This is a genomic window from Kaistia hirudinis (genome assembly GCF_014196455.1).
Taxonomy (GTDB): domain Bacteria; phylum Pseudomonadota; class Alphaproteobacteria; order Rhizobiales; family Kaistiaceae; genus Kaistia; species Kaistia hirudinis.
In genome coordinates this window covers 491,309-516,524 of record NZ_JACIDS010000001.1, presented here as the reverse complement: position 1 = coordinate 516,524, position 25,216 = coordinate 491,309, and the positions used below count along the sequence as shown (strand labels likewise).

The 25,216-nt window shown below is 66.7% G+C and carries 22 protein-coding genes and 1 tRNA gene; 13 read left to right on the top strand and 10 right to left on the bottom strand.

Annotated features, from left to right (window positions below):
* Positions 1 to 2 precede the first annotated feature (2 nt).
* On the top strand, positions 3 to 1,457 hold the full coding sequence (locus tag GGR25_RS02425; protein WP_183397123.1) for a GntP family permease: 1,455 nt from the start codon (positions 3 to 5) through the stop codon (positions 1,455 to 1,457).
* A gap of 18 nt (positions 1,458 to 1,475) precedes the next feature.
* Complete coding sequence (gltS, locus tag GGR25_RS02420) at positions 1,476 to 2,678, top strand: sodium/glutamate symporter (RefSeq protein ID WP_183397122.1); 1,203 nt, start codon at positions 1,476 to 1,478, stop codon at positions 2,676 to 2,678.
* 15 nt (positions 2,679 to 2,693) lie between these two features.
* Here gltS and GGR25_RS02415 read toward each other — a convergent pair whose 3' ends face one another.
* The 4 genes from GGR25_RS02415 to GGR25_RS02400 all read right to left on the bottom strand — a co-directional run bounded on the left by GGR25_RS02415 (position 2,694) and on the right by GGR25_RS02400 (position 8,512).
* Complete coding sequence (locus tag GGR25_RS02415) at positions 2,694 to 4,247, bottom strand: alpha/beta hydrolase (RefSeq protein ID WP_183397121.1); 1,554 nt, start codon at positions 4,245 to 4,247, stop codon at positions 2,694 to 2,696.
* Between the two features lie 38 nt (positions 4,248 to 4,285).
* Positions 4,286 to 5,749, bottom strand: coding sequence for a Na+/H+ antiporter NhaC family protein (locus GGR25_RS02410; protein ID WP_183397120.1), 1,464 nt, complete (start codon positions 5,747 to 5,749; stop codon positions 4,286 to 4,288).
* A 64-nt stretch (positions 5,750 to 5,813) separates the two neighbouring features.
* A complete protein-coding gene (arcA, locus tag GGR25_RS02405; RefSeq protein WP_183397630.1) occupies positions 5,814 to 7,052 on the bottom strand; it encodes an arginine deiminase in 1,239 nt (412 codons plus the stop codon).
* 23 nt (positions 7,053 to 7,075) lie between these two features.
* Positions 7,076 to 8,512: a basic amino acid/polyamine antiporter gene (locus tag GGR25_RS02400; protein WP_183397119.1), complete on the bottom strand. Its 1,437-nt coding sequence runs from the start codon at positions 8,510 to 8,512 to the stop codon at positions 7,076 to 7,078.
* A 267-nt stretch (positions 8,513 to 8,779) separates the two neighbouring features.
* Between GGR25_RS02400 and GGR25_RS02395 the strand changes: the two genes are divergently transcribed.
* Complete coding sequence (locus GGR25_RS02395; protein WP_183397118.1) at positions 8,780 to 10,078, top strand: flavin-containing monooxygenase; 1,299 nt, start codon at positions 8,780 to 8,782, stop codon at positions 10,076 to 10,078.
* Here the strand turns inward: GGR25_RS02395 and GGR25_RS02390 are convergent.
* Both GGR25_RS02390 and GGR25_RS02385 read right to left on the bottom strand, forming a co-directional pair.
* Positions 10,075 to 11,139 carry an NAD-dependent epimerase/dehydratase family protein gene (locus GGR25_RS02390; RefSeq protein ID WP_183397117.1) on the bottom strand — a complete coding sequence of 355 codons (1,065 nt, stop codon included), beginning with the start codon at positions 11,137 to 11,139 and terminating at the stop codon, positions 10,075 to 10,077. The genes GGR25_RS02395 and GGR25_RS02390 overlap by 4 nt on opposite strands.
* Before the next feature lie 22 nt (positions 11,140 to 11,161).
* Positions 11,162 to 11,890: a thioesterase domain-containing protein gene (locus GGR25_RS02385; RefSeq protein ID WP_183397116.1), complete on the bottom strand. Its 729-nt coding sequence runs from the start codon at positions 11,888 to 11,890 to the stop codon at positions 11,162 to 11,164.
* Positions 11,891 to 12,036: 146 nt separating this feature from the next.
* On the opposite strand from GGR25_RS02385, the gene mazG reads away from it, so the two are divergent.
* Positions 12,037 to 12,864, top strand: coding sequence for a nucleoside triphosphate pyrophosphohydrolase (gene mazG, locus GGR25_RS02380; protein WP_183397115.1), 828 nt, complete (start codon positions 12,037 to 12,039; stop codon positions 12,862 to 12,864).
* 114 nt (positions 12,865 to 12,978) lie between these two features.
* Here mazG and GGR25_RS02375 read toward each other — a convergent pair.
* A tRNA-Val gene (locus tag GGR25_RS02375) sits at positions 12,979 to 13,053 on the bottom strand.
* 260 nt (positions 13,054 to 13,313) lie between these two features.
* Between GGR25_RS02375 and GGR25_RS02370 the strand changes: the two genes are divergently transcribed.
* The 3 genes from GGR25_RS02370 (at position 13,314) to GGR25_RS02360 (ending at position 17,444) form a co-directional block, all read left to right on the top strand.
* Positions 13,314 to 14,102 carry a ThuA domain-containing protein gene (locus GGR25_RS02370; protein ID WP_183397114.1) on the top strand — a complete coding sequence of 263 codons (789 nt, stop codon included), beginning with the start codon at positions 13,314 to 13,316 and terminating at the stop codon, positions 14,100 to 14,102.
* Positions 14,103 to 14,131: 29 nt separating this feature from the next.
* The gene (locus GGR25_RS02365) at positions 14,132 to 15,196 is read left to right on the top strand and encodes a Gfo/Idh/MocA family protein (protein ID WP_183397113.1); all 1,065 of its coding nucleotides are present in this window, start codon (positions 14,132 to 14,134) and stop codon (positions 15,194 to 15,196) included.
* 418 nt (positions 15,197 to 15,614) lie between these two features.
* On the top strand, positions 15,615 to 17,444 hold the full coding sequence (locus GGR25_RS02360; protein WP_183397112.1) for an ABC transporter ATP-binding protein: 1,830 nt from the start codon (positions 15,615 to 15,617) through the stop codon (positions 17,442 to 17,444).
* 75 nt (positions 17,445 to 17,519) lie between these two features.
* On the opposite strand, the gene GGR25_RS02355 is transcribed toward GGR25_RS02360, so the two are convergent.
* Both GGR25_RS02355 and GGR25_RS02350 read right to left on the bottom strand, forming a co-directional pair.
* Complete coding sequence (locus tag GGR25_RS02355) at positions 17,520 to 17,780, bottom strand: hypothetical protein (protein ID WP_183397111.1); 261 nt, start codon at positions 17,778 to 17,780, stop codon at positions 17,520 to 17,522.
* Between the two features lie 87 nt (positions 17,781 to 17,867).
* Positions 17,868 to 18,554 carry a GntR family transcriptional regulator gene (locus tag GGR25_RS02350; protein ID WP_343067942.1) on the bottom strand — a complete coding sequence of 229 codons (687 nt, stop codon included), beginning with the start codon at positions 18,552 to 18,554 and terminating at the stop codon, positions 17,868 to 17,870.
* A gap of 139 nt (positions 18,555 to 18,693) precedes the next feature.
* Between GGR25_RS02350 and GGR25_RS02345 the strand changes: the two genes are divergently transcribed.
* The 5 genes from GGR25_RS02345 (at position 18,694) to GGR25_RS02325 (ending at position 22,879) form a co-directional block, all read left to right on the top strand.
* Entirely contained in the window at positions 18,694 to 19,896 is a 1,203-nt protein-coding gene (locus tag GGR25_RS02345) for a benzoate/H(+) symporter BenE family transporter (RefSeq protein ID WP_210299781.1), read from the top strand.
* Positions 19,893 to 20,513 carry a molybdenum cofactor guanylyltransferase MobA gene (gene mobA / locus GGR25_RS02340; RefSeq protein ID WP_183397109.1) on the top strand — a complete coding sequence of 207 codons (621 nt, stop codon included), beginning with the start codon at positions 19,893 to 19,895 and terminating at the stop codon, positions 20,511 to 20,513. Before GGR25_RS02345 ends, mobA begins: the two co-directional genes overlap by 4 nt.
* Positions 20,514 to 20,627: 114 nt before the next feature.
* On the top strand, positions 20,628 to 21,395 hold the full coding sequence (locus GGR25_RS02335; protein WP_183397108.1) for an ABC transporter substrate-binding protein: 768 nt from the start codon (positions 20,628 to 20,630) through the stop codon (positions 21,393 to 21,395).
* A gap of 66 nt (positions 21,396 to 21,461) precedes the next feature.
* The gene (locus GGR25_RS02330) at positions 21,462 to 22,175 is read left to right on the top strand and encodes an ABC transporter permease (protein WP_183397107.1); all 714 of its coding nucleotides are present in this window, start codon (positions 21,462 to 21,464) and stop codon (positions 22,173 to 22,175) included.
* Entirely contained in the window at positions 22,172 to 22,879 is a 708-nt protein-coding gene (locus tag GGR25_RS02325; RefSeq protein ID WP_183397106.1) for an ABC transporter permease, read from the top strand. The genes GGR25_RS02330 and GGR25_RS02325 overlap by 4 nt, the downstream gene beginning before the upstream one ends.
* A 15-nt stretch (positions 22,880 to 22,894) precedes the next feature.
* Here the strand turns inward: GGR25_RS02325 and GGR25_RS02320 are convergent, their stop codons facing one another.
* The gene (locus GGR25_RS02320; RefSeq protein WP_484496848.1) at positions 22,895 to 23,380 is read right to left on the bottom strand and encodes an Lrp/AsnC family transcriptional regulator; all 486 of its coding nucleotides are present in this window, start codon (positions 23,378 to 23,380) and stop codon (positions 22,895 to 22,897) included.
* 296 nt (positions 23,381 to 23,676) lie between these two features.
* On the opposite strand from GGR25_RS02320, the gene GGR25_RS02315 reads away from it, so the two are divergent.
* Positions 23,677 to 25,215, top strand: coding sequence for a sensor histidine kinase (locus GGR25_RS02315; RefSeq protein ID WP_183397104.1), 1,539 nt, complete (start codon positions 23,677 to 23,679; stop codon positions 25,213 to 25,215).
* Position 25,216 lies beyond the last annotated feature (1 nt).

Below are 25,216 nucleotides of genomic sequence, written 5' to 3'. Positions count from 1 at the left end.
GCATGGGTCTCTTCGGCATTCTTCTCGGGCTCGGCCTCCTCATCTGGCTCGCCTTCCGCGGCTGGTCGATCCTGCTGCTCGCGCCGATCGCGGCGCTCATCGCCGCGCTGCTGTCCGGCGAGCCGCTGCTCGCGCACTGGACGCAGACCTTCATGCTCAGCGCCGCGCAGTTCCTGGCGCAGTTCTTCCCGATCTTCCTGCTCGGCGCCCTGTTCGGGAAGCTGATGGAGGACACGGGCTCGGTGACCTCGATCGCCAATTTCATGGTCGAGAAGCTCGGCGAGAAGCGGGCGATCCTCGCCGTCGTCCTCGCCGGCGCAATCGTGACCTATGGCGGCGTCAGCCTGTTCGTCGCCTTCTTCGTGCTCGCCCCCATGGCGACGGCGCTGTTCCGCGCCGCAGGCATTCCGCGCCGGCTGATGCCGGCCGCCATCGCGCTGGGCACCTCGACCTTCACCATGTCGGCGCTGCCCGGCACGCCGGCGATCCAGAACGCGATTCCGATGCCCTTCTTCGGCACGACGCCCTTCGCCGCGCCCGGTCTTGGCATCATCGCCTCCGTAATCATGCTCGGCTTCGGCCTGTGGTGGCTGGCCCGCGCCGAGGCGGGCGCCCGGCGTGCCGGCGAGGGCTTCGGCGACGGCCCGAGCGACGCGGCCGCGCAGGCGGCCAATGATCCGATCGTGCGCGAGCGCGCCACCACGGCGCGGGAATTCGATCCGGCCGAGATCAGCCACGGCGCGGTCAGCGCCTCGCTGCCCGCGATCATTCCCGCCGCCCTCCCCCTCGTCGTCGTCGTGATCGTCAATCTCGTGATGAGCTTCGGCGTGCTGCCGCGGCTCGACACCGCCTTCCTCGCCACGCCCGAATGGGGCAACACGTCGATCGCCGCGGTCGGCGGCGTCTGGTCGGTGATCGTGGCGCTCTTCGCCGCCATCCTGACGCTGCTCGCCGTCAGCGGCCGGCGTCTCGCTACGCCGCGCTCCTCGATCGATGCCGGCGCCAATGCTTCGGTCCTGCCGGCGATCAGCGTCGCCAGCCTCGTCGGCTTCGGCGCGGTGGTCGCTGCTCTTCCGGCCTTCGCCTTGGTCCGCGAATGGGTGCTCTCGATCGAGGGCGGACCGCTGGTCTCGCTGGCGATCGCGACGAACATCCTCTCGGCGCTGACCGGTTCGGCCTCGGGTGGCCTCACCATCGCGCTCGACGCGTTGGGCGCGACCTATATGAAGCTCGCGGCCGAGCAGGGCATCGACCCTGCCCTCCTCCACCGCGTCGCCGTGATCGGCGCCGGCACGCTGGACAGCCTGCCGCACAATGGCGCCGTCGTCACATTGCTGGCGGTCTGCGGCTCGACCCATGGGAAGAGCTATTTCGATATCGTGATGGTTGGGATAGTCGGTGCCCTCATTGCGCTCGCCGGCGTCATCGTGCTCGGCTCGATGTTCGGCTCCTTCTGAGACGAGAGGTCCCACCGCTTGCAGAACATCGCCGTCCCGGGCTTCCTGAGCCTGACCATCGCCATCGTCGTCTTCTTCATCGGTTCCGGCGTGAACCGGATCGTGGCGCCGCTGAGGCGCTGGAACATTCCCGAGGCGGTGACGGGCGGGCTGATCGCTGCGCTGGCGACCCTTCTCGCCTTTCGCGTCTTCGGCGTCGCGATCGCCTTCGACCTTGGCGCGCGCGATCTGCTGCTGCTCTATTTCTTCACCGGCATCGGGCTGAACGCGCGGCTCGATGACCTCAAGGCCGGCGGCTGGCCACTGGTGATCCTGCTCGCCCTCACCCTCGCCTATCTGGTGATCCAGAACGTCGTGGCCGTCGGCAGTACGGCGGTGCTCGGTCTCCCCGAGGGGATCGGCCCGCTGCTCGGCTCGATCTCGCTGATCGGCGGGCACGGCACCACGGTCGCCTGGGCGCCCGTGCTCGCCAACCGGTTCGGCCACTCCAATGCGATGGAAGTCGGCATCGCCTCGGCGACGCTCGGCCTCATCGTGGCGAGCCTCGTCGGCGGCCCGGTCGCCGGCGTCCTCATCAAGCGCTTCCATCTGTCCGGCCGCGCCAGCGAGGCGTCGATCGTCGGGCTTCCCAAGACCGGGACGTCCCATGGCGACGACATCGATCATCTGAGCCTGATGCGCACCATCCTGGTGCTCAATATCGCGGTGCTGCTGGGCTATGGCATCGACGAGATCATCTCCGGGCTCGGCATCAAGCTGCCGCTCTTCGTCGCCTGCATGCTCGCCGCGATCCTGCTCACCAACACGGTGCCGCGGATCCTGCCGCGCCTCGCCTGGCCGACGCGCACGCGCGGGCTGGCGCTCGTCTCCGACCTGTCGCTGAACATCTTCCTCGCCATGTCGCTGATGAGCATGCAGCTGTGGACGCTGGGCGGGCTCGGACCGTCGCTGGTGCTGGTGATCGGCCTGCAGACGGTGGTCGCGGTGATCTACATGCTGTTCGTGGTGTTCCCCGCCATGGGGCGCGACTACGACGCGGCCGTGATCGCCGCCGGCTTCAGCGGCATCAGCCTCGGCGCGACGCCGACCGCAATCGCCAATATGACGGCGGTGACGAAGACGCACGGCCCCTCGCCGATTGCCTTCATCATCCTGCCGCTGGTCTCGGCCTTCTTCATCGACATCGCCAATGCGCTGGCGATCGGCTTCATGACACGCTGAGGCCTCCGACCGGCCTCAGGGGCTCTGGATGGCGTCCGGCAGGTCCGGCAGATCGGGCTCCGCGAGATCGCTCGGCGCGGCCGGCGGCGCTGCCGTGGCGCCGGGCGGCGAATCCGGCGCGCCCGTGATCGCCGCGTCGATGCGGCCGATCATGTAGGGATAGAACGGGTTGGACGACATGCGCATCAGCGTATCCGCCCCGACGACCAGCGCGCCGCGCTCGCCGCGTTCCGCCGCCGCGCCGAGCTGGATGCCGAAATCATCCTTCGGGTCGGGGTCCGTGCCGTAGAGCCCGTCGGTGACCGGAAACGGTATCGCGACATGCGACAGCGAGAAGACGTCCGCGGGATAGACGAGGCCGGTCGGCGCCACGATCTCCTGCGTCTCCCCGGCGCGCGTGCTGCGCTCCACGACGTCCCGGCTCCCCTGCCCCTGGTCCGTCAAGATGCTGACGCGGTAGCGGCGCGGGGCCGGTGTCAGCACGGAGGCCGCCTGGCGGTTGGCGGCCGGCGTGAAGAGCGGGCTCGCGCGCGACGACCGGTTGAGGTCGAACAGCACGAGTTCGCTGCCATTGGCGGGGAGCTGGTCATAGAGCGCCGTGACGATGGCGCGCGTGCTGACGGTGTGATCAAGCGCAGACTGGAAGGTGAGGACCGGCGCCAGCGCCGCCAGCTTGCCCTCGCTCGAAAAGCGCGCCAGCCGCTTCTGCAGCGCATCGGAGAGCAGGAAGGACTGCCGCGCGGCATTGACGGGGAATGAGTTGTATTTGAACGGGTTGAACTCCGGTACGATGCCGAGCCAGGCCGCCTTGGCGAAGGCCGGCAGCAGGGCTGGCAGCCCCGCGAGGCCGGCGAAGCGCGCGAACCGCGTCACCCCGATCATCGGCGACATCAGCACGATCCGGTCCGGCCGGGCGAGCTTCGGATCTTCGATCGCGTCCAGCGCATACATCATCGCCAGCGCGCCGCCATTTGAATAGCCGACAAGGTGCAATGGCTTGCCCTCGCCGGCGAGCCGCCGCGCCTCCGCCACGGCGATCCGGACCGCGGCCGCCCAATCAGCCCATTGAACCTCCGTCAAACCGGCCGGAACCGTGCCGTGCCCCGGAAGGCGAATGCCGACCGCCACATAGCCCTGCCGCTGATAGTCCTCTGCGATGTGCCGCAGGCTATAGGGCGCATCGGTAAGCCCATGCAGCAGCACCACGGCGCCGCGCGGCGTCCCCTCCGGCATCAGCACGAAGGAGCGGTTCCAGTTCTGCGCGAAACGGCCAGGATTGAGCGGGCTGCCGGTGAAATAGCGATTGCTGGCGACGCGCGCTGACGCGGGAATCTGGCCCTCGACCTTGAGCGCGACATCGTCGAACAGCGCATCCTCGGCCGCGACATAGCTCTGCCAATCGGCCTTCTTCATCGCCTCGCGGCTCATCTCGCGTGGCACATAGGTGTGCCACAGTTCGAGCGGCGGTCCGCCTTCGATGTCCCACACCCGGACGCCGAGGATGGTGACGAGAATGATCACGGCGATCGCGACGACCCGCCTCACCATGCGCATGATCCAGCGACGCATTCCGGCCCTGCCTCGATAATGGGATGACTGCTGCGCCCTCAGGACGCGTCCGGCACCTTCGTCGTGGCGGCGGTGCCGCGCAAGAGGCGGAAGCCGAGATATCCGCCGGCGATGGTCAGCAGCGGGCTGGCGATGTTGAAGATCGCATAGGGCGCATAGCTCAGCGTCGCGACGCCGAGCGTCGCGGCCATGTAGGCGCCGCAGCTGTTCCAGGGGACCAGAGCCGAACTCGGCGTGGCCGAAGCACCGACCGAGCGGGAAAGGACGACCGGCGCGAGGCCGCGATGCGCGAAGGCCTGCTTGAACATGCGGCCGGGCAGCACGACGGCGAGATACTGGTCGGCCGTCGCGATATTGGTCGCGAACACGGTTGCGACCAGGGCGGCGACGAGGCTGCCCGTCGACCTGGCCGCGGCAACGATCGGCTGCGTCAGGCGGTTCAGGATGCCCGTCCGTTCAGCGACGCCGCCGAACGCCAGCGCGGTGATCACCAGCCAGACCGTCTCGAGCATGCTGCTCATCCCGCCGCGCGTCGACAGCAGGTCGAGGCCGGCGTCGCCGGTCGAGGAGACATAGCCGCGCGCAAGCGCGAGCCAGACGCCCTTGGTCAAGCCGATCCAGGCCGGCACCTCGCCCGCGGGGTCGGCAAAGGCGGTGACCCGTTCCGGCGCCAGCACCACCGCGACGATGCCGCCGGCCAGCGCACCGATGAAGATCGTCGTGAAGGGCGGCAGGCGGAACAGCGCCAGCGCGACCACGATCGCGAGCGGGATGAAGAGCACCGGCGAGATGTGGAAGAAGCGATCGATCAGGGCGAGCTTCGGCGCGACATCGATGGTGGCGCCGCTCTGGCCGAGGAACCAGAAGAAGCCGAGCGCGATGAGCAGCGCGACGATCGACGTGGCGAAGGTCTCGCCGAGATGGCGGTAGAGGTTGGCTTCGGCGACGCCTGCGGCGAGGTTGGCCGAATCGGACAGCGGCGAGGTCGTATCGCCGAGATAGGCGCCCGAGATGATCGCGCCGGCGGTGATCGCCGGATCGAGGCCCATATTGGCCGAGATCCCCATCAAGCCGATGCCGATCGTCCCGGCAACGGTCCAGGAACTGCCGATGCCGAACGAGACGACGGAGCAGATGAGCGCCGCGGTCACGTAGAAATAGTCCGGCGAGAGGATCGTGAGGCCGTAATAGACCATGGCGGCGAGCGTGCCGCTCATGGCCCAGGTGCCGATCAGCGCGCCGACGGCAAACAGGATGAAGATGGCGCCGATGCCGGTGGCGACGGAGGCGACCGCGGCTTCGCCGAGTTCGTCGAGCGTGAAGCCGTGGCGCCGCGTCACCAGCACGGCCACCATGGTGGCGACGACGAGCGCGACCTGGTTCGGCCCCGCCATGCCGGCGTCGCCGAAGAGGTAGTAGGACAGGCCCACCAGCCCGATCAGCACGGCGATCGGAACTAGGGCCTCCCAATATGAAAGAGGCGGACGATCGGTCTCAGCCATTCGGTCCGCCTCCATCGTGCCGGATAGGGATCGGACGCGGGTCCGTCCAGACGTCCGTCGGCGGTCAGTAGTCGACCGCGTCGCGGATGATCGGGCAGGTCATGCAATGTCCACCGCCACGGCCGCGGCCGAGTTCGGCGCCGGTGATGGTGACGACCTCGATGCCTTCCTTCCGCAGCAGCGTGTTGGTGTAGGTGTTGCGGTCATAGGCGAAGACGACGCCGGGCGAGGCGCAGACGAGGTTCGCGCCCGAATCCCACTGCGTGCGCTCGCGCATATAGGCGTTGCCGCCGGTTTCCACGACGCGCATCTTCTTGAGGCCGAGCGCGTCGCGGACGGTCTCCACGAAGGTGCCCTTGTCCTTGTGCAGTTCGACGCCGCCCTTCCCGTCCGGACGGTAGGAGAAGGCCTCGATGCCGTTGACGATGTCGGGATAGAGCAGCACGCAGTCGCGGTCGGCGAAGGTGAACACCGTGTCGAGATGCATGGCGGCGCGCAGCTTCGGCATCGCGGCGACGATCACGCGCTCGGCGGCGCCCTTGGCGAACAGCGCCGCGGCGGCCTGGCTGATCGCCTGGCGCGAGGTGCGCTCGCTCATGCCGATGAGGACATTGCCCTTGCCGATCGGCATCACGTCGCCGCCTTCCAGCGTCGCGAGGTCCCAGTCCTTGGTGGGGTCGCCCCACCAGACATTCACCTTGCCGGCAAAGTCGGGATGGAACTTGTAGATCGACGTGGTGAGGATCGTCTCCTCATGGCGCGCCGGCCAGTAGAGCGGGTTCAGCGTCACGCCGCCATAGATCCAGCAGGTCGTGTCGCGGGTGTAGAGCGTGTTGGGCAGCGGCGGCAGCAGATATTCGTTCACGCCGGCCGCGTCGCGCACCAACTCCAGCATCTCGCCCCCGATCGTCTCGGGGAATTCCTCCGTCGAGAGGCCGCCGATCAACGTCTCGGCCAATTCGCGATTCGAGAGCCCCTCCAGATAGGAGCGCACCTCGTCGACGAGGCCGAGCCCGATCTTGTTGGCGATGACCTGATTGTCGAGAATCCAGGCCTTGGCCTCCGGGATCGCGACCGTCTCGGTCAGGAGATTATGCATCTCGACGACATCGACGCCGCGGTCGCGCATCTTGGTCATGAAGTCGAAATGGTCGCGCTTGGCGTTCTCGACCCAGAGCACGTCGTCGAACAGCAGCGCATCGCAATTGCTGGGCGTCAGGCGCTGATGCGCGCGGCCCGGTGCGCAGACCATCACCTTGCGGAGCTGGCCGACCTCGGAATGAACGCCGAAGGAAGTTTCCATCGCCATATTGTGCAGCCTTCTTTTCAGACGGTGATCGCGCCGGTCAGCAGGCCGATGATACCGGCAAGCCCGGCGACCAGCGTGACGCCGAAGATGATGAGTTCGGTCGGGGTGAAGAGCCGGGCGTTCTGCTCGCGCCGCGCCCAGACATAGAGGATGGCCGTACCGGGAATGAACAGCACGGCGAGCAGCAGGACCTTTTCGAGGCCGGCCGCGAGGAACATGACGATCGTGTAGATCACCGCGATCCAGGAGAAGATCAGGTCGCGCGTGCGCTCGTTCGGCGTCGTCTCGTAGCCCTCGCCGCGGCGCGCGACGAGCACGCCATAGCCGGCGACCAGAAGGTATGGCAGCAGCGCCGTCACGCTCGTCATGTCGAGCATGAAGTTGAACGCGTCAGCGGACCAGTAGGTCGAGATCACGAACAGCGAGACGATGATATTGGTGAGCCAGAGCGCGTTGGCCGGCACGCGGTTGCCGTTCATCGCGGCGAAGAGCTTCGGCATGTCGCGCGACTTGGCGGCGGCGGACAGCACCTCGGCGCAGATCAGCGACCAGGCGAGATAGGCGCCGAGCACGGAGATCAGCACGCCGATCTTGATCAGCACCGCGCCCCAATGGCCGACGACCACTTCGAGCACGCCGGCCAGCGACGGGTTGTTGACGCCGGCGATCGTGGCGCGCGGCATCGACGCATAGGGCAGCAGCGTGATCGCCACCATCAGGCCGGTCACGCCGACGAAGCCGAGGATGGTGGCCGTGCCGACGTCGGAGCGCTTCTTGGCGAAGCGCGAATAGACGCTGGCGCCCTCGATGCCGAGGAAGACGAACACGGTGATTAGCATCGTGTCACGCACCTGGGCGACGAGCGTCTTCTCCGGCATGCCGACGCCGCCGAAGAAATTCTCCGAAAACTGCGTGTAGTTGAAGAAGAAGACGAAGGCGAGGATCGCGACGATGATCGGCACGATCTTGGCGATGGTGACGATGGAGTTGATGAAGGCCGCCTGCTCGACGCCGCGCAGGATCATGAAATGGAACAGCCAGATGCCGATCAGCGAGACGATGATCGCCGTGGCCGTGCTGCCGTCGCCGAAGACCTCGGGGAAGAAATTGCCGAGCGTCGACCCGATCAGGACCCAGTAGAAGACGTTGCCGAGGCAGCTGCCGAGCCAGTATCCGAAGGCCGACAGGAAGCCCATATAGTCGCCGAAGCCGGCCTTGGCATAGGCGAAGACGCCATTGTCGATGTCGGGTTTCTTTTCCGCGAGCGCCTGGAACACGCGCGCCAGCATGTACATGCCGGTGCCGGCAATCGCCCAGGCGATGATCGCGCCGAAGGGTCCCGTGGCCGTTCCGAAGCGGCCGGGAAGGTTGAAAATCCCCGCCCCGACCATCGATCCAACCACCATTGCGGTCAGCGCGCCAAGCGACAGCTTGGCGTTCGATGTTGACGTCATCTTCCCTCCCGAAGAAACAGCGGAACCTGCCGGTCCTTCTTGGCTTTATGCCTTTTTAATTAGCCGAGGACACTAGCACAGAATCTCAGATCTGTGCGCCACGTCCCATTTTCTATGCGGACCTCCGTCACGAGGAGACGTCATCATGGATGTGGACAGGCCGGCGCAGTTGGGGAGCGCGACAGCTTGCGCCTTCTATCGCGCCGCTCGGCCCGATAGAGTCCAGACCAGCAAGCGCGGACCTTCTTCTCCTGGGATATCGGAATCATGCAGAAGCCACGCATCGCGGTGATCGGCGCCGGACCGTCCGGCCTGACGGCGATCAAGACGCTGCTCGAAGCCGGCTGCGACAATCTCTTCGCCGTCGAGACGCAAGGCGAGGTCGGCGGCAACTGGGTGTTCCGCGACACGACCGGCCATGCCAGCGTCTATGAGACGACGCACATCATCTCCTCGAAGCGGCTGTCGCAATATTCCGACTATCCGATGCCGCGGACCTATCCGGATTTCCCGTCGCACCGCCAGCTGCTCGATTATTTCAAAGGCTATGCGGAGCATTTCGGGCTCGAGAAGCATATCCGTTTCAACACCCGCCTCGACCGCGCCACGCCGGAAGGCGACGGGCGCTGGCGCCTCGCGCTCACCACGCCCGAAGGGCCGGTGGAGGAGATCGTCGACCGGCTGATCGTCTGCTCGGGCCATCACTGGAAGCCGAACTGGCCGGACTATCCCGGCACCTTCGATGGCGAGCTGTCGCATGCGCACGACTATCGCCGCGCCGAGCCCTATCGGGACAAGCGCGTGCTCGTGGTCGGCGGTGGAAACTCCGCCTGCGACATCGCGGTCGAAACCTCGCGCGTCTCCGTCTTCACCGCGATCAGCATGCGGCGCGGCTATCACATCGTGCCGAAGGTCGTGTTCGGGCTGCCGGTGGATGTGGCCTATCGGAAGCTCCGCCGTATGCCGAAATGGCTGCGACAGCGCCTGCTCGACCGTCTGCTCAAGGTACTGATCGGCCCCTATGCGCGCTACGGGCTGCAGGAGCCGTCGCGCCGCGTGCTGGAGATGCACCCGACGCTGAACTCGGAGTTGCTCTATCTGATCCGGCACGGCCGCGTGCATCCCCGCGTCGGCATCGAGCGGTTCGAGGGCAATGTCGTGCATTTCGCCAATGGCGGCGCGGAGCCATTCGATGCCGTGATCTTCGCGACCGGCTACCGGATTTCGTTCCCGTTTTTCGATCCGGGGATGTTCGATTTCGACGGCGCGCTCGATGTGCCGCTCTATCTCAAGATGATGCCGGCGGGCTATCCGACGCTCGACTTCATCGGTCTCTTCCAGCCGATCGGCTGCATCTGGCCCTATGCCGAATTGCAGGCCCGGATCGTTGCGCTCCAGATCGCGGGCCGGCTCGACCGTCCGGCCGACCTCGACAGCCGCATCGCCGCGGAACTGGCCGCGCCGCACTGGAATTTCGAGCGCACGCCCCGCCACGCGATCGAGGTCGACACCTATGATTTCGGCGACGCGCTGCGGCGCGAACTCGCCAACGCCCGCGCGGCCTAGCCGACCACCTCGGCCGGCCGGAGCGCCGCGTTGACGCTGCGCAGATACCCGATCGTCTCGCTGACGGTGGCGTCGAGCGGACGCCATGCGGCTCCGAGCAGGCTCGTCGCCTTGTCGCGCGCGATCGGACGCCCCTCCCCGATGTCGTAGCGCAGATACCGCAGCATCGAGAACGAATCGGCGATCTTGCGCGCCAGCTCGTCCTTGAGCAGCCGCGGCACCGGAAGCGCCGAGAGACCCGGCTCGGCGGCGCGGATCATCTCGATCAGGTCGATCAGCCAGATCTGCTCGGATACGCAGAAGATCCGCTCGCCGATCGAGGCATCGGCGGAGAGCGCGTCGACATGCAGCCGCGCGACGTCGCGGACATCGGCAACGGGCAGCAATACGCGCGGCGCGATCGTGGCGCGGCCGGCCAGTGCTTCCTGGAACACGTTGAGCGAGGCCGAGACCGTGCCGGTCAGGCCGGGCCCGAGCAGCACGCCGGGATTGATCGAGGTGAAATCGAGCGCAAGCGCGTCGGCGACGCGCCAGGCCTCGCGCTCGGCCTCGGTCTTGGCCACCGCATAGGCCGTCATCGGCTCCTCGGCGGGCGCCGACCAGTCCTGTTCCGTGAGAACGTTGCCGCGGTCGCTGTGCGGCCCGTAGACGGCGGCCATGATCGAGGACGTCGCAACCACCCGCCGCGTTCCGGCCTTGGCCGCAGCATCCAGAATGCGCCGCGTCCCCTCGCGCGCCGCTTTCAGCATGGACGGCGACGCCTCGGGCAGGTGCAGCGGAATGGGGGCCGCGACATGAATGAGCGCGTCCGCGCCTGCCATCAGCGGGCCGAGATCATCGTCGGACAGGAGGTCGAGGCTGCAGAGATCGAGATGGCCGACATCCACGCCGCCGGCGGCAAGGCGCTCCCGAACCACGGCCAGATCTTCGCCGGGGCCGGCCGTCCCGCGGACGGCAAAACCCCGCTCGCGCAGAATCGCCACGATCCAGCCACCGAGATGACCGCTGGCCCCCGTTACGACGATGCGCCCGGCATGCGCCGCAGCGGAGGATCGAATCATGCGCCGCCTCGATTACGCGGCATCAACGCTTCAGCGCCTGCATGATCAGCGTGTACATCTGCTTCTGGATGTCGTTGTTCTTGTCGAGCGTGAAATGGGTGACGTCGGGCTTGGTCAGGTTCGCGTGATCCCAGGTGTTGTAGTTCTCGACGCGCTTCGGCGAGATGCCGGCCGGGTCGATGGCTACACCTATCCCGTTATTGGCCTGATAGATATTGAAATAGCGCCCGACCGTCGGCGAGACCGGGCGCGGCACCGTCGGATCGATCGTGATCACCAGATTGACCGGCACGCCCTGTTCGCCGAGCCGATAGGCCAGCATGAGCGCGGCATTGGCGCCGAGCGAATGGCCGACGATGACGATCGGATAGCGCCCCTTGGGCCGGGACTTGGCCTCGGCCACGATTTCGTTGACCACGCCCGCCCACCCGGTGTGCGGCAGCAGCTTCGTCTTGACGCCCTGCGCATTCAGCTTGGTCTGGAGCTCATCCATGCCGAGCGAGAACACGCCCATGAAGCCGCGGAAGAGATAGACGCTGGCGGCCTTGGTCGGCTGCGCGTCGGGCGCGACCTTCGGCTTCTTCGGCGTCTTGGCCGCGGTCTGCGCAGGCTTCTTCGCCGGCGCCTGCGCGAGGCTGGTTGCCGCGGGCGCTTGCGCGGCGCTCGCCGTAGTGATGACCGAAGCGGGCGCGGCAGCCGGAGGATCACCGGCAGCTGCAAATGAGGGCCCGGCAATCAGTGCCAGTGCCAACGCAGAGAGAAACGCCAGGACACGCGATCGTATGACCGACATCACGGTGTGGCCCCACTTCCGTTTTGCTCGCCGCGACTATAGGTGAACCGACAAATGCCGTGCAAGTCGCGGCGCGCCCTTCCGCACGACATCCGGAGCACGTCATGAAGCCGTCGAAGGACATTCAGCGCCTGATCGAGATCATGGCCGCGCTGCGCGATCCGAACAGCGGCTGTCCCTGGGATATCGAGCAGAGTTTCGAGACGATCGCGCCCTATACGATCGAGGAAGCCTATGAGGTTGCCGACGCGATCGACCGCGGCGACCGCATCGATCTGCGCGAAGAACTTGGCGATCTGCTGTTGCAGGTCGTCTATCACGCGCGCCTCGCCGAGGAAGAGGGTGCCTTCGCCTTCCCCGAGGTGGTCGAGGCGATCACGACCAAGATGATTCGCCGCCATCCGCATGTGTTCGGCAGCGCGGAAGCTCGCAGCGCCGGCTCGGCCAAGGGCTTCTGGGAGGCGATCAAGGCGGAGGAGAAGCGCGAGCGGGCCGAGCGGCGCGCCGCAGCCGGCCTGCCGCCCGAATCAGGCGCTGGCCGGCTCGATCGGGTTTCGGCCGGCCTGCCTCCGATGGCGCGCGCGATCGCCCTGCAGAAGAAGGCCTCGACGGTCGGCTTCGACTGGAACGACCCGAAGGCCGTGCTCGACAAGATGCGCGAGGAGATCGGCGAGGTCGAGGCGGAGCTCGCCGCGCCGGAGCCGTCGGCCGCCCGCCTGCAGGACGAGGTCGGCGACCTGCTCTTCGTCGTCGCCAATCTCGCGCGTCATCTCGGCGTCGATCCCGACGCGGCGCTCCGCGGCACCAACCAGAAATTCATGCGCCGCTTCGCCCATATCGAATCGAGCCTGGCCGCTGAGGGACGGACCGCCGCGGATGCCTCGCTCGACGAGATGGAGGAACTCTGGGTGGCCGCCAAGACGCTGCCCTGAGCGCATAAGACGCTTCCCCGAGCGCATCGCCCGAATCGGAGGGGGGCGTAATCGTGCCGTCGCTGCGCTGTGCGCAGCCCGTGCTCGGATCAATCGATATCGGGAAGAAGGAAATGGTGGGCGGTACTGGGATTGAACCAGTGACCCTTCGCGTGTGAAGCGAATGCTCTCCCGCTGAGCTAACCGCCCTGACCCGTCGCCGGGTGGCCGCATATAGAATCCGCCGGAACACGAAGTCAAGGCGCCGATGCCTCAAACGCCCCTGTTCCGCCGTTTTCCCCTGTCCGTATTGCACCCGATGGGATCGCCGCTATAGATATGGCGTCGATCTTCCAAAGCGCTTTGGATGGGACAGTGTCCCGCCGGAGCACGCCCGCCCACATGCTCTCCGCGCCGCGATATCCAAGGGCGCGGGCAGGAAATCCGAAACTTCGAAGGGAGCCATCGCCATGACCATCCGCGTCGTCGTCTGGGGCGAAAACGTTCACGAGCACGAGAACGAGACCGTTCGCTCGATCTATCCCGAGGGCATGCATACGGCGATCGCCAAGGGCCTCGACGAGGATCCGGTTCTCCAGCCCTCGACCGCCACGCTGCAGGAGCCCGAGCATGGCCTGAGCGCCGCTCGCCTCGCGGAAACCGACGTTCTCGTCTGGTGGGGTCACAAGGCGCATGGCCAGGTCTCGGACGAGATCGTCGAGCGCGTCGTCAATCGCGTCTGGGAGGGCATGGGCCTCATCGTCCTCCATTCCGGCCACTTCTCGAAGGTCTTCAAGCGCCTGATGGGCACCCCCTGCTCGCTCAAGTGGCGCGAAGCCGGCGAGAAGGAGCGCGTCTGGGTGATCAACCGCAACCATCCGATCACGCAGGGTCTCTCGGACTATTTCGAGATCGAGCAGACCGAGATGTATGGCGAGCCCTTCACGGTTCCGGAGCCGCAGGAGACGGTTTTCGTCACCTGGTATGAGGGCGGCGAGGTGTTCCGCTCCGGCCTGACGTGGACGCGCGGCGGCGGCAAGGTGTTCTATTTCTCGCCCGGCCACGAGACCTACCCGATCTACTACAATGCCGACGTCAAGCAGGTGCTGAAGAACGCGGTGAAGTGGGCCTACAACCCTGCTCCGGCCTGGGCCGGCATCGCCAATGCGCCGAACACGCCGGCCGACAAGGCGCCGAACGGGCCGCTGACGATCAAGGGCGGCACGCTGCACAAGGCAGGCGAGGCGGGCTTCCGCTAGGACCAGGGAACGGGAAGAAAGCACCAATCATGGTCAGGATCCTCATCCTCGGCACCGGCTCCATGGCGGTCAATCACGCGGAGTCCTTCCGCGCCGCCCCCGGCGCCTCGGTCGTCGCCGCCATCGAGACCGATGCCACGCGCCGCGAGGCGTTCGGCAAGCAGTTCGGCATCACCAACCTCTTCGCCGATATCGAATCGGCGATCGCCTGGGGCGAATTCGACGCCGTGGCGAATGTGACGCCGGACGCGGTCCATTACCCGACGACGATGCGCCTGCTCGCCGCCGGCAAGCACGTCTTCTGCGAGAAGCCGCTCGCGACCGATTATCCCCTCGCCCTCGAAATGGCTGAAACGGCCGAGGCGAAGGGATTGATCAATATGGTCAACTTCACCTACCGCAACTCGCCCGCGCTCCAGAAGGCGCGCGAGCTGGTCGTCGCAGGGGCGATCGGCGAGGTCCGCCATTTCGAGGCGTCCTATCTGCAGAGTTGGCTCGTCGGCAAGCAGTGGGGCGACTGGCGCACCGAATCGCGCTGGCTCTGGCGCCTGTCCGAGGAGCATGGCTCCAAGGGCGTGCTGGGCGATGTCGGCGTCCATATCGTCGACTTCGCGACCTATGGCGCGGACAGCGCGGTCGCCAATGTCGACAGCCGCCTCCGCACCTTCCACAAGGCCGAAGGCGACCGGATCGGCGACTACAAGCTCGACGCCAATGACAGCGTGGTGATGACGGCGGAGCTCGCCAATGGCGCGCTCGGCACGATCACCGCGACGCGCTTCGCCACCGGCCACGCCAACGACCTGACGCTGCGCCTGTTCGGTACGGCCGGCGCCATCGAGGTCAAGACCGACGGCAAGGCCTCGTCGCTGCGCAGCTGCACGGGCGCCGATATCGACACGCAGGTCTGGAAGGACGTCCCCTGCCCGCCCGTACCGACGACGTATGAGCGGTTCGTCCAGGCCTGCAACACCGGCGTCAATGGCGATCCGAGCTTCCGTCGCGCGGCCGAGGTGCAGCGCGTGCTCGACCTCTGCTTCGCCCAGGAAGCGGCCCGCGCGCTGAACGCGGCGAGCCCCGCGACCGCCGGCTGAGCCTCAGGGGCCCGGCACGCCGGGCCCCGTTCTCTCCGGAATCTGGCCGACCGGACTGTGTCCGATCGGCCACGACATGCCTGCCAAGAAGAGCCGACGCGGCGTTCTGCCGCGGCGGTCTCTTGGCATGGGCCGACGATTCGGCTACAAACGAACGATCAGTAACGTCCTTCCAGGGAGGCATGCATGGCAGGTTCCACCGTCGCAGCTGTTTGCAGCTTCCTCATGCGGGTGCGCCTCGGGCACTAGGCAGGACTAGCGGCGTCACCCGGCCGGCAGACAGCCCGGCCCGTTCAACGCCTTCACTGTTTCAACCCATCAAGCCGATCGCCGCGTGACGCCGCGCTTCCTTTGCGCCGTCCGCCTGTCGCATTTCTTCACAAGAAGGCCGGCACCCCCGTGGCGCCGGAATCCCGTCATGTCTCTCTCTTTTTCGCCGCGGCGCCCCCGCCGCTGGCTTTCCGGCCCCTTCGCCCGCGTCTTTGCCTTCACCTTCCGCCATTGGCGGCGGCAGAAGGGCATCGCCGTGTTCGTCGCGAGCGCCATGCTGCTCGAAACTCTGGCCCATGTGCTGCTGCCGCTCTATGCGGGACGGCTCGTCGACGCGCTCGCCTCATCCGGCAGCACCGATCGCGCCGCCGCGCTCGACAAGGCGCTGCAGGCCTTCGCCATCGCCATGGCGCTCAGCGTGTTCATGGTGATCGGCCGCCATCTCGGCTTCATGGGCATCATCCGCCTGACGCTCGGCATCATGTCGCGCGTCGCGGAGGAGGCATTCTTCCGCGTGCAGCGCTTCTCGACAAACTGGCAGGCGAACAGCTTCGCCGGATCGACCGTGCGCAAGATCACGCGCGGCATGTGGGCGCTCGACCAGCTGAACGACACCATGATCCTGGCGCTGCTCCCGTCGGTAGTCGTGCTGGTGGGCACGACCGTGCTGCTCGGCGTCTATTGGCCGATGATGGGCGTGATCGTGGCGATCGGTTCGGTGATCTATATCGCCGTGACCATCTCGCTGTCGCTGTTCTACGTCGCGCCGGCGGCGAGCCTCGCCAATGCATGGGACACCAAGCTCGGCGGCGCGCTCGCCGATGCGGTCGGCTGCAATGCGGTCGTGAAGGCGTTCGGCGCCGAGGCGCGGGAGGATGCGCGGCTTGCCGGGATCGTCCGCAAATGGCGCTCCCGCACCCGCCGCACCTGGACGCGCGGCACCTATAACGGCACGGCGCAGAACGCCATGGTCGTGCTGATGCGCGGCGCGGTGATCGGCCTCGTCCTGTGGCTGTGGTGGCATGGCCAGGCCTCGCCCGGCGACGTCACCTTCGTGCTGACCTCGTTCTTCGTGCTTGAGGGCTATCTGCTCGATGTCGGCATGCATGTGCGCAATCTCCAGCGCTCGGTGAACGACATGGAGGAGCTTGTGGCGCTCAGCGAGCAGCCGCTCGGCATCGAGGACAAGGCCGACGCGCGTCCGATGACGATCGGTGCCGGCGAGATCCGCTTCGAGGATGTGACGTTCCACTATGCGGGCCACGCGACGCCGCTCTATCGCGAATTCAGCGTCACGATTGCGGCAGGTGAGAAGGTCGGCCTCGTCGGGCATTCGGGCTCCGGCAAGACGACGTTCGTGAAGCTGATCCAGCGGCTTTACGACGTGAACAGCGGTCGGATCCTGATCGACGGCCAGGATATCGCGCATGTCACGCAGTCGTCCCTTCGATCGGAGATCGCGATCGTGCAGCAGGAGCCGATCCTGTTCCACCGCTCTCTGGCGGAGAACATCGCCTATGCGCGCCCCGGCGCGTCCATGAAGGAGATCATCGCGGCGGCGGAACTCGCCAATGCGCATGATTTCATCCTGCGCCTGCCGAAGGGCTACCAGACCCTGGTGGGCGAGCGCGGCGTGAAGCTGTCGGGCGGCGAGCGTCAGCGCGTCGCTCTGGCCCGCGCCTTCCTGGCCGATGCGCCGGTGCTGATCCTGGACGAGGCCACATCGAGCCTCGACTCGGAGTCCGAGGCGGCGATCCAGGAGGCGATGGAGCGGCTGATGCAGGGCCGCACGGCCATCGTGATCGCGCACCGCCTGTCGACGGTGCGCTCGATGGACCGGCTGCTCGTGTTCGAGCGCGGCACGATCGCCGAGGAGGGCACGCACGAGGTGCTGGTCAAGCGCGATGGCGGGATCTATCGCCGCCTGTTCGAGCGGCAGGCCCTCGAGCTTGCCAAGGGCCTCGACGTCGCCGCCTGACGATGCGGCGATCCAAACGAAATCGGGAGCGGACGGTTCGCGCCGCCCGCTCCTGAAATGCCCGGTCGGGCTCGATCAGTTGATGTAGCGCACCTTGCCGCCGCCGGTGACCATGCAGTTGGACTCGACGCCCTTCACCTGAAGGTTCACCTGATAGCCCGAGCCCTGCTTCGACACCTTGCGAACCTGGACATTGCCCTGCAGGTCGCCATGCTGCTTGGCCGCCGCCTTGATGCAGATCTGCCGGGCCGAGCTCGACGTCACCGCGTTCGCAGGCCCCACGGCGAAGGGAACCGTCGCCGCAAGCATCACGCCCAGAGCCAGTATCTTCTTCATGATCGTTCTCCGTGGTTTCGGCGCGATGCGCCGTATGAAAACCCAACGGAGAAGCCCGTCATGCGTTCCCGGCATGACGCGACGAAATCACTGCCCGCGCGCGGCGAAGAAGGCGCGGGTCGCCTCCATCGCGCGATGGTGATGCGCGGCGAGCACCGCCAGCGCCTCGCCCTCGTCGCGCGCCCGGCATGCGGCGAGCAGGCGCCGATGCTCGTCCTGCCCCATGTCGCCCGCCGCCGCGAGGTGAAAGCGGAGATATCGATCCGCGGCGGCCAGGTGCTGCTCGGTCAGCGCGATTAGCCGCGGCAGCCCGGCCTGGGCGTAGAGGGTCATGTGGAAGCGCCGGTTGAGTTCGCCCATGCGCCCGACATCGCCCTCGCCGTCGATCTCCTGCAGGATGTCCTCGGCGATCTCGAAATCCGCCTCGGTCAGATGCGGCAGCGACAGCTTCAGCGCCTGCGGTTCGAGCGCGCTGCGGATCGCGTAATTGTCGAGCGATTCGAGCAGCGTGATCTGCACGACAACGGCGCCCTTGTGCGGTTCGAAATCGACCAGCGCCTGCGCCTCGAGCTGCCGGAGCGCCTCGCGGATCGGCATGCGGCTCATGGCGAAGGCCGAGGCGAGCTCCTCCTGACGCAGCGGGGTTCCCGGCGCCAGCGCTCCGGACAGGATCGCCGCCTTCAGCGTCGCCTCGACATATTCCGTCGCGGTCCGGTACCGGGGCGCGCCAACGGCCCGCACCAGCCCCGCCAGATCCGCCGCAACCGCGCTCACGCCCGCCTCCCCTCCCCGGCCTCCGGCCGCCATCGCCAACGCCGCGACAAAGGCTCATCCGGCATCGGCTCGCCGAACCCTTGCCCGTCGATTGGATCCAATCTAACAATTCGGGGCGCTCTTACCAATGGATTCCCGCATGGACCAGTCTGCCGGTTCCGATCCCGATCTCGCGGGTCTTGCCCGTGGCCATGATCTTCAGCCGATCATGGCCGGCATCATCGCCGCCTTTGTCGGCTTCGCCGGCGTGTTCACGGTCGTCCTGCAGGGCTCCATGGCGGTCGGCGCGACGCGGGAGCAGGCCGCGTCGGGATTGCTGGCCATCTGCGTCGGGCAGGCGCTGCTCTCGGTGATCCTGAGCCGGCGTTACCGCATGCCGATCATCATCGCCTGGTCGACGCCGGGATCGGTTCTCCTCGCCGCGACGGGCATGGTGGATGGCGGCTTTCCCGCTGCGATCGGCGCCTACATGGTCACGGGCGTGCTGATCATCGCCACGGGCCTGATCAAGCCGTTCGGGCGGCTGGTGGCCTCGATCCCGACGGTGCTGGCGAGCGCGATGCTGGCCGGCATCCTGCTCGGGCTCTGCCTCGCCCCCGCCAAGGCGGTGGCTGCCGAGCCCCTCCTCGCGCTGCCCGTCATCCTCGCCTGGGCCATCGTCGGGCGGATCAAGAAGATCTGGGCCGTGCCCGCCGCCGTCGCGACCGCCATTCTCACCATCGCGCTGCATATGCCGCCGGGCGGCCACACGCTGCCGAGCCTTGCGCCCTACATCACCTTCGTCGTGCCCTCGCTCTCGGTGCAGGCCGTCATCTCGATCGCCATCCCGCTCTTCATCGTCACGATGGCGTCGCAGAACCTGCCGGGCATCGCCGTCCTCAAGATCAATGGCTACGACCCGCCGCTGCGGCCGATCTTCGTCGGCACCGGCATTGCCAGCATCCTCGTCGCGCCCTTCGCGGGCCACACGCTCAACCTCGCCGCCATCACGGCAGCGCTCTGCGCCGGGCCGGACGCGCACCCTCATCCGAGCCGGCGCTGGATCGCGTCGGTTTCCGGCTCGATCACCTATGTCATCCTCGGGCTCGGCGCGACGACGGCCGCCGCGCTGATGACCATCGCGCCGCCCGTCCTGATCCAGGCCGCGACCGGCCTCGCCCTCTTCGGCGCCTTTGGCGGCGCGCTGGCCGGCGCGGTTTCCTCGCCGACCGACCGCGACGCGGCCATGGTCACCTTCGTCACCGCCGCATCGGGGCTTTCCTTTTTCGGGATAGGCGCGGCATTCTGGGGGCTGGTGGCAGGCGGAGCGCTCATGCTCCTCAATCGACGCTGGAGACGATGACGACGGCTGGCGTGATCCTCGCGGGAGGCTTCTCCCGTCGCATGGGGCAGGAAAAGGCCCAGCTTCCCTTCGGCGGACAGCCCATGTTCGCCCGGATCGCCGGCATCCTCGCGCCGCAGGTCGATCATCTGGCGCTCAATGCGAATGGCGATCCGTCGCGCTTCGGGCCGCTCGCATGGCCCATCATCCCGGACGATGAACCCGACACCGGCCCGCTCGGCGGCGTGCTGGCCGGCCTGATCTGGGCCGAAAGCCTCACGCCGCGGCCCGACTATCTTCTCTCGGTCCCGGTCGACACGCCCTTCCTGCCGCGTGATCTCGTCGCACGATTGCGCGCCGGCAGTCGCGGCGCGGATGGCGGCGTGATCATCGCGGCATCCGGTGACCGGGATCATCCCGTCGTCGCGCTGTGGCCCGTCGGTCTTTCCGAGCGGCTCGCCGAGTGGCGGAGCACCGCCAAGAGCCACGGCGTGCGCGGCTTTCTCTCAACCACCGGCTTCACGGTCGTTGACTTTCCCGTTGCCGCCGGCAAGCCGGATCCGTTCCTCAACGTCAACACGCCGGAAGATTTCGCGGCGGCCGAGCGGTGGCTTGCGGAAGACGTGCTTCTGTGTTGACTCATGCGGCGGGCCTATAGATTGGGCAAAGGGGCGCGTTCGACCGGGTTGAGCACAGCAGTGCTGTCGCGGCCCGTCGAGTAGGCAGGCTCACGCCGCTATGAGAGGTGTTTCATGGTTTCACTGAGGCGCGTTGCACTTTCGGCCTTGATCGTCGTCGCGGCGACGGCAAGTGCCTATGCCAAGGATTGGACGACGATCCGCATTGGCGTCGAGGGTGCCTATCCTCCCTTCAACTTCATCGATTCCGACCAGAAGCTCGGCGGCTTCGATGTCGATATCGCCAAGGCCGTCTGCGACAAGATGAAGGCGACCTGCACCTTCGTCGCGCAGGACTGGGACGGCATCATTCCGGCGCTTCAGGCCGGCAAGTTCGATGCGATCTTCAGCTCGATGTCCGTGACCGAAGAGCGCGAAAAGATCGTGAGCTTCTCCCGGCCCTATTACAACACGCCCTCGGCCTTCGTGGCGCCGAAGAACTCCGGCATCACCGACATCTCGGCCGAGGCGCTCAAGGGCAAGACGATCGGCGCGCAGTCCTCGACCATCCAGTCCGGCTATCTCGAGGCCAAGTACCCCGGGTTCGAACTCAAATTCTATCCGACGCAGGACGAAGTGAACCTTGATCTGGTCGCCGGGCGCATCGACGCGCTGCTGGTCGACAAGGTCCAGATCGCCGACTGGCTGAAGACCAATGACGGCGCCTGCTGCGAGGTCGTCGGCGCGGATATTCCGCTCGGCGGCGGCGTCGGCGCGGCCGTGCGCAAGGAAGATGGCGACCTGCGCGACCAGATCTCCAAGGCGATCGACGAGATCAAGGCCGACGGCACCTACGACAAGATCAACGCGAAGTACTTCCCCTATTCGATCTGGAAAGACTGAGCGGCATGACCAGCCGGACGAGCCGATGACCGGCTCGTCCGGAATTCTCGTCGGGGACTGTGCCGGTTGGATCTACTGCGACTCCTGAGTTTCGGGCCTGACGGGTGGGGTGATGATCTCCTCGCCGGCGCGTCCCTCACGATCCGCCTGGCGCTTGCCACCCTGCCCTTCGGACTGGCGCTCGGCCTCCTGGTCGCCTTCGCCCGCCGCAGCCAGCTGAAGCTGGTGCGCGGCCTCGGCCACGCCTATGCGACGGTGTTCCGCGGCCTTCCCGAGCTGCTGACGATCTTCATCGTCTATTTCGGCGGACAGATCCTCCTGAAGGACCTCGCTGGCCTCGTCGCGCCCGGCAGCCAGGTCGAGGTCAACGGCTTTATCGCCGGCATGGTGGCGCTCGGCGTCGTGTTCTCGGCCTATGCGTCGGAAGTCTTTCTCGGCGCCTTCGGCAACATGTCGCGCGGGCAATATGAGGCCGCCTATGCGCTCGGCCTCCGGCGACAGACGACGTTCCGCCTCGTCATCTTCCCGCAGCTGATACGCCTCGCCCTGCCGGGCCTCGCCAATCTCTGGCTCGCGCTGCTCAAGGATACCTCGCTCGTCTCGGTGATCGCGATCGACGATCTGCTGCGGATGACGGGGATCGCGGTGCGCGTGACCAAGGAGCCGTTCTTCTTCTTCGGCGTCGCCTGCCTGATCTATCTGCTGATGTCGATGGTATCCTCCATCGGCATCGCGGCGGTCGAGCGCTGGTCGAACCGCGGCGTCGGGAGGCCGGCATGAACTGGGAACTGCTCGCCACCTACGGTCCGCGCATGCTGGGCGGGCTCGTCGTTACGATCGAGCTGGTGACGCTGTCCATCGTCCTCGGCGGGATGCTGGCGCTGCCCATCGCCTTCGCCCGGATGAGCCGGATCGCGCCGCTGCGCTGGGTGTCCTATGCCTATGTCTATGCGGTGCGCGGAACGCCGCTGCTCGCCCAGACCTTCCTCGTCTATTACGGCGCCGGCCAGTTCCGCCCCGAGCTGCAGGCGATCGGCCTCTGGTGGCTGTTTCGCGACGCCTTCTTCTGCTGCGTCCTCACCTTCACCTTGAACACCGCCGCCTATCAGGCTGAAATCTATCGCGGCGCGATCCGCGCCGTGCCGCGCGGCCAATGGGAGGCCGCCGCCTCGCTCGGCCTCGGACGGCTCGCTGTGCTGCGGCACATCATCCTGACGCAGGCCTTCCGGATCGCGCTCCGGCCGCTCGGCAACGAGATCGTCCTGATGATCAAGGGCTCGTCGGTCGCGGCGATCGTGACCGTGTTCGACCTGATGGGCGAGACGCGGCTCGCCTTCTCGCGCTCATTCGATTTCCAGGTCTATCTCTGGGCGGCCGTGCTCTATCTCGCCCTGGTCGAGACACTGCGGCGCGTCATCGACATCATCGAGAGGCGCATGACGCGGCACATCCACCCCGCGTCGTCGGCGCCCAAGACCGGCTAGCGCCCCAACTACCGGCTAGACGACGCCCTTGTCCTTTTCGAGCGGCACATAATTGAGCGGCAGCGTCGTCGCGAACTTGATCTGCTCCATCGCGAAGGCGGAGGAGACGTCCCCGATGTCGATCTTCGAGATCAGGCGCTTGTAGAAGGCGTCATAGGCCTCGATGTCCGGCACGACGACGCGCAGCAGATAATCCACCTGCCCGCTCATGCGGTAGAACTCGACCACTTCCGGGAAATCGCGGATCACTTCGGCGAAGCGCTTCAGCCATTCCTCATTGTGCTGGCTGGTCGTGATCGAGACGAACACCGTCACCTTGGCGTTCACCTTGCGCGGATCGAGGATCGCGACGCGGCGTAGGATGACGCCGTCCTCTTCCAGCTTCTGGATCCGGCGCCAGCACGGCGTCGTCGAAAGCCCGACCCTGCGGCCGATCTCGGCCACGGGAATCGTTGCGTCCTCCTGCAGGATCTGGAGGATTTTTCTGTCGAGGCGGTCGATCATTGCGAAACTCCGCTATCGATCTCGCCGCTTCTGTGGGATTTCATTCTAATTGAGCCCACATTCACGGCCGAGATTGGAATTAATTTCTCTCCTTCATGGATCAACTCGGGTCTGGCTGTCAATCCTGAGGCCTTGCTGCGCCGGCAAACCCGCGTCCGGAATGCCGGAAATGCGCGGTGATTGCGAAGGGGCTCGTTAACCAGCCGATCGAAAGGGGGCTTAAACCATCATGCGCTAGGCTCGACACTCCTAACGCCCACCCCTGGCGCCCACCCCCTGGAAAGCACGGGTCCATGCAGGCCGGACCGGCCACCACGGCCGAAGACAAGAGCACGATGAACCACGAGCGGGCCGAGCGCCGGCGCGCGGCCGCGCGCACGGTGCGGGACCTGCGCGAACGCCTGACGTCGGCCGGCGGCACCAGCCCGGCCTTCGATCAGGAATTGCTGCGCCATTATGCCGGCATCCGCCTCTCGGCCGTCTATGCCGTTCCCCTGCTCGTGGTCCTCGTGGCGCTCGTCGCCACCGTCTGGCTCAAGCCGATCCCCATCGCCATCTGGGCGGTGGTCACCCTGCTGGTGCATGCCACCGGCGCCTGGCTCTGCCGTCGCTTCCTGCGTTCCACCGCCGAGCGCGGCGACGTCAAGCGCTGGACACGCATCTTCGTCGCATCGGAGTTCTTCTACGGGCTGACATGGATCGGGCTGTTGCTCGCCACCTCGGTCGTGCATGCGCCCGGCATCGAGATCTTCCAGTTCGCGACCATGCTGACGATCCTCGCTGTCGGCACCATGTTCGCGTCCAGCCTGCCGGCCGGCGCCGTCGCCGGCACCGCGCCGATCGCGCTGACCATGGTCGCGCTGTTCGCGCTGCGCCAGGACGTGCTCTATCTCGCGCTCAGCTTCCTCTCGATCGGCAGCGAAATCTTCTTCCTGACGCTGTCGCAACGCCTGCAATCGGCCACCGTTGGCATGATGCGCTACCGCGCCGAAAAGGATCTGCTGATCGCCGAACTCGGCACGGAAAAGGCCATCTCCGACGAGGCGCGGCGCCGGGCCGAGGAAGCCAATCTCGCCAAGTCGCGCTTCCTCGCCACCATGAGCCATGAGCTGCGCACGCCGCTCAACGCGATCCTCGGCTTTTCGGAGGTGATGAAGAACGAAGTGCTGGGCCCGATGCAGAACGCAACCTATCGCGAATATGCCGGCGACGTGCATGCGAGCGGACAGCATCTGCTCGACCTGATCAACGAGATCCTCGATCTCTCCCGGATCGAGGCCGGCCGCTACGAGCTGAATGAGGAGCCGGTCACGCTGGTCCATGTCGTCGAGGATTGCGAGAACCTGATGCGGCTGCGTGCCGGCAAGAAGGACCTCTCGATCACGCGCAAGGTCGAGCCCGACCTGCCCCGCATCTGGGCCGACGAGCGCGCCGTGCGCCAGATCGTCCTCAACCTGCTCTCCAACGCGATCAAGTTCACCCAGTCCGGCGGCGAGATCGAGATCCGCGTCGGCTGGACGGCCGGCGGCGGCGAATATGTCTCCGTGCGCGACAATGGCCCCGGCATTCCCGAGGAGGAGATCCCGATCGTGCTCTCCGCCTTCGGCCAGGGCGCCATCGCCATCAAGAGCGCCGAGCAGGGCACGGGCCTCGGCCTGCCGATCGTGCAGGCCATGATGGAAATGCATGACGGCACGTTCGAGCTGCGCTCGAAGCTGCGCGAGGGCACCGAGGCGATCGCCTGCTTCCCGCGCTCGCGCGTGATGGAGCCGCTGGCGCCGATCCTCGAAGACGACGCCAAGCCGCGTTCGCGCTGGCGCAAGACGGCCTGAG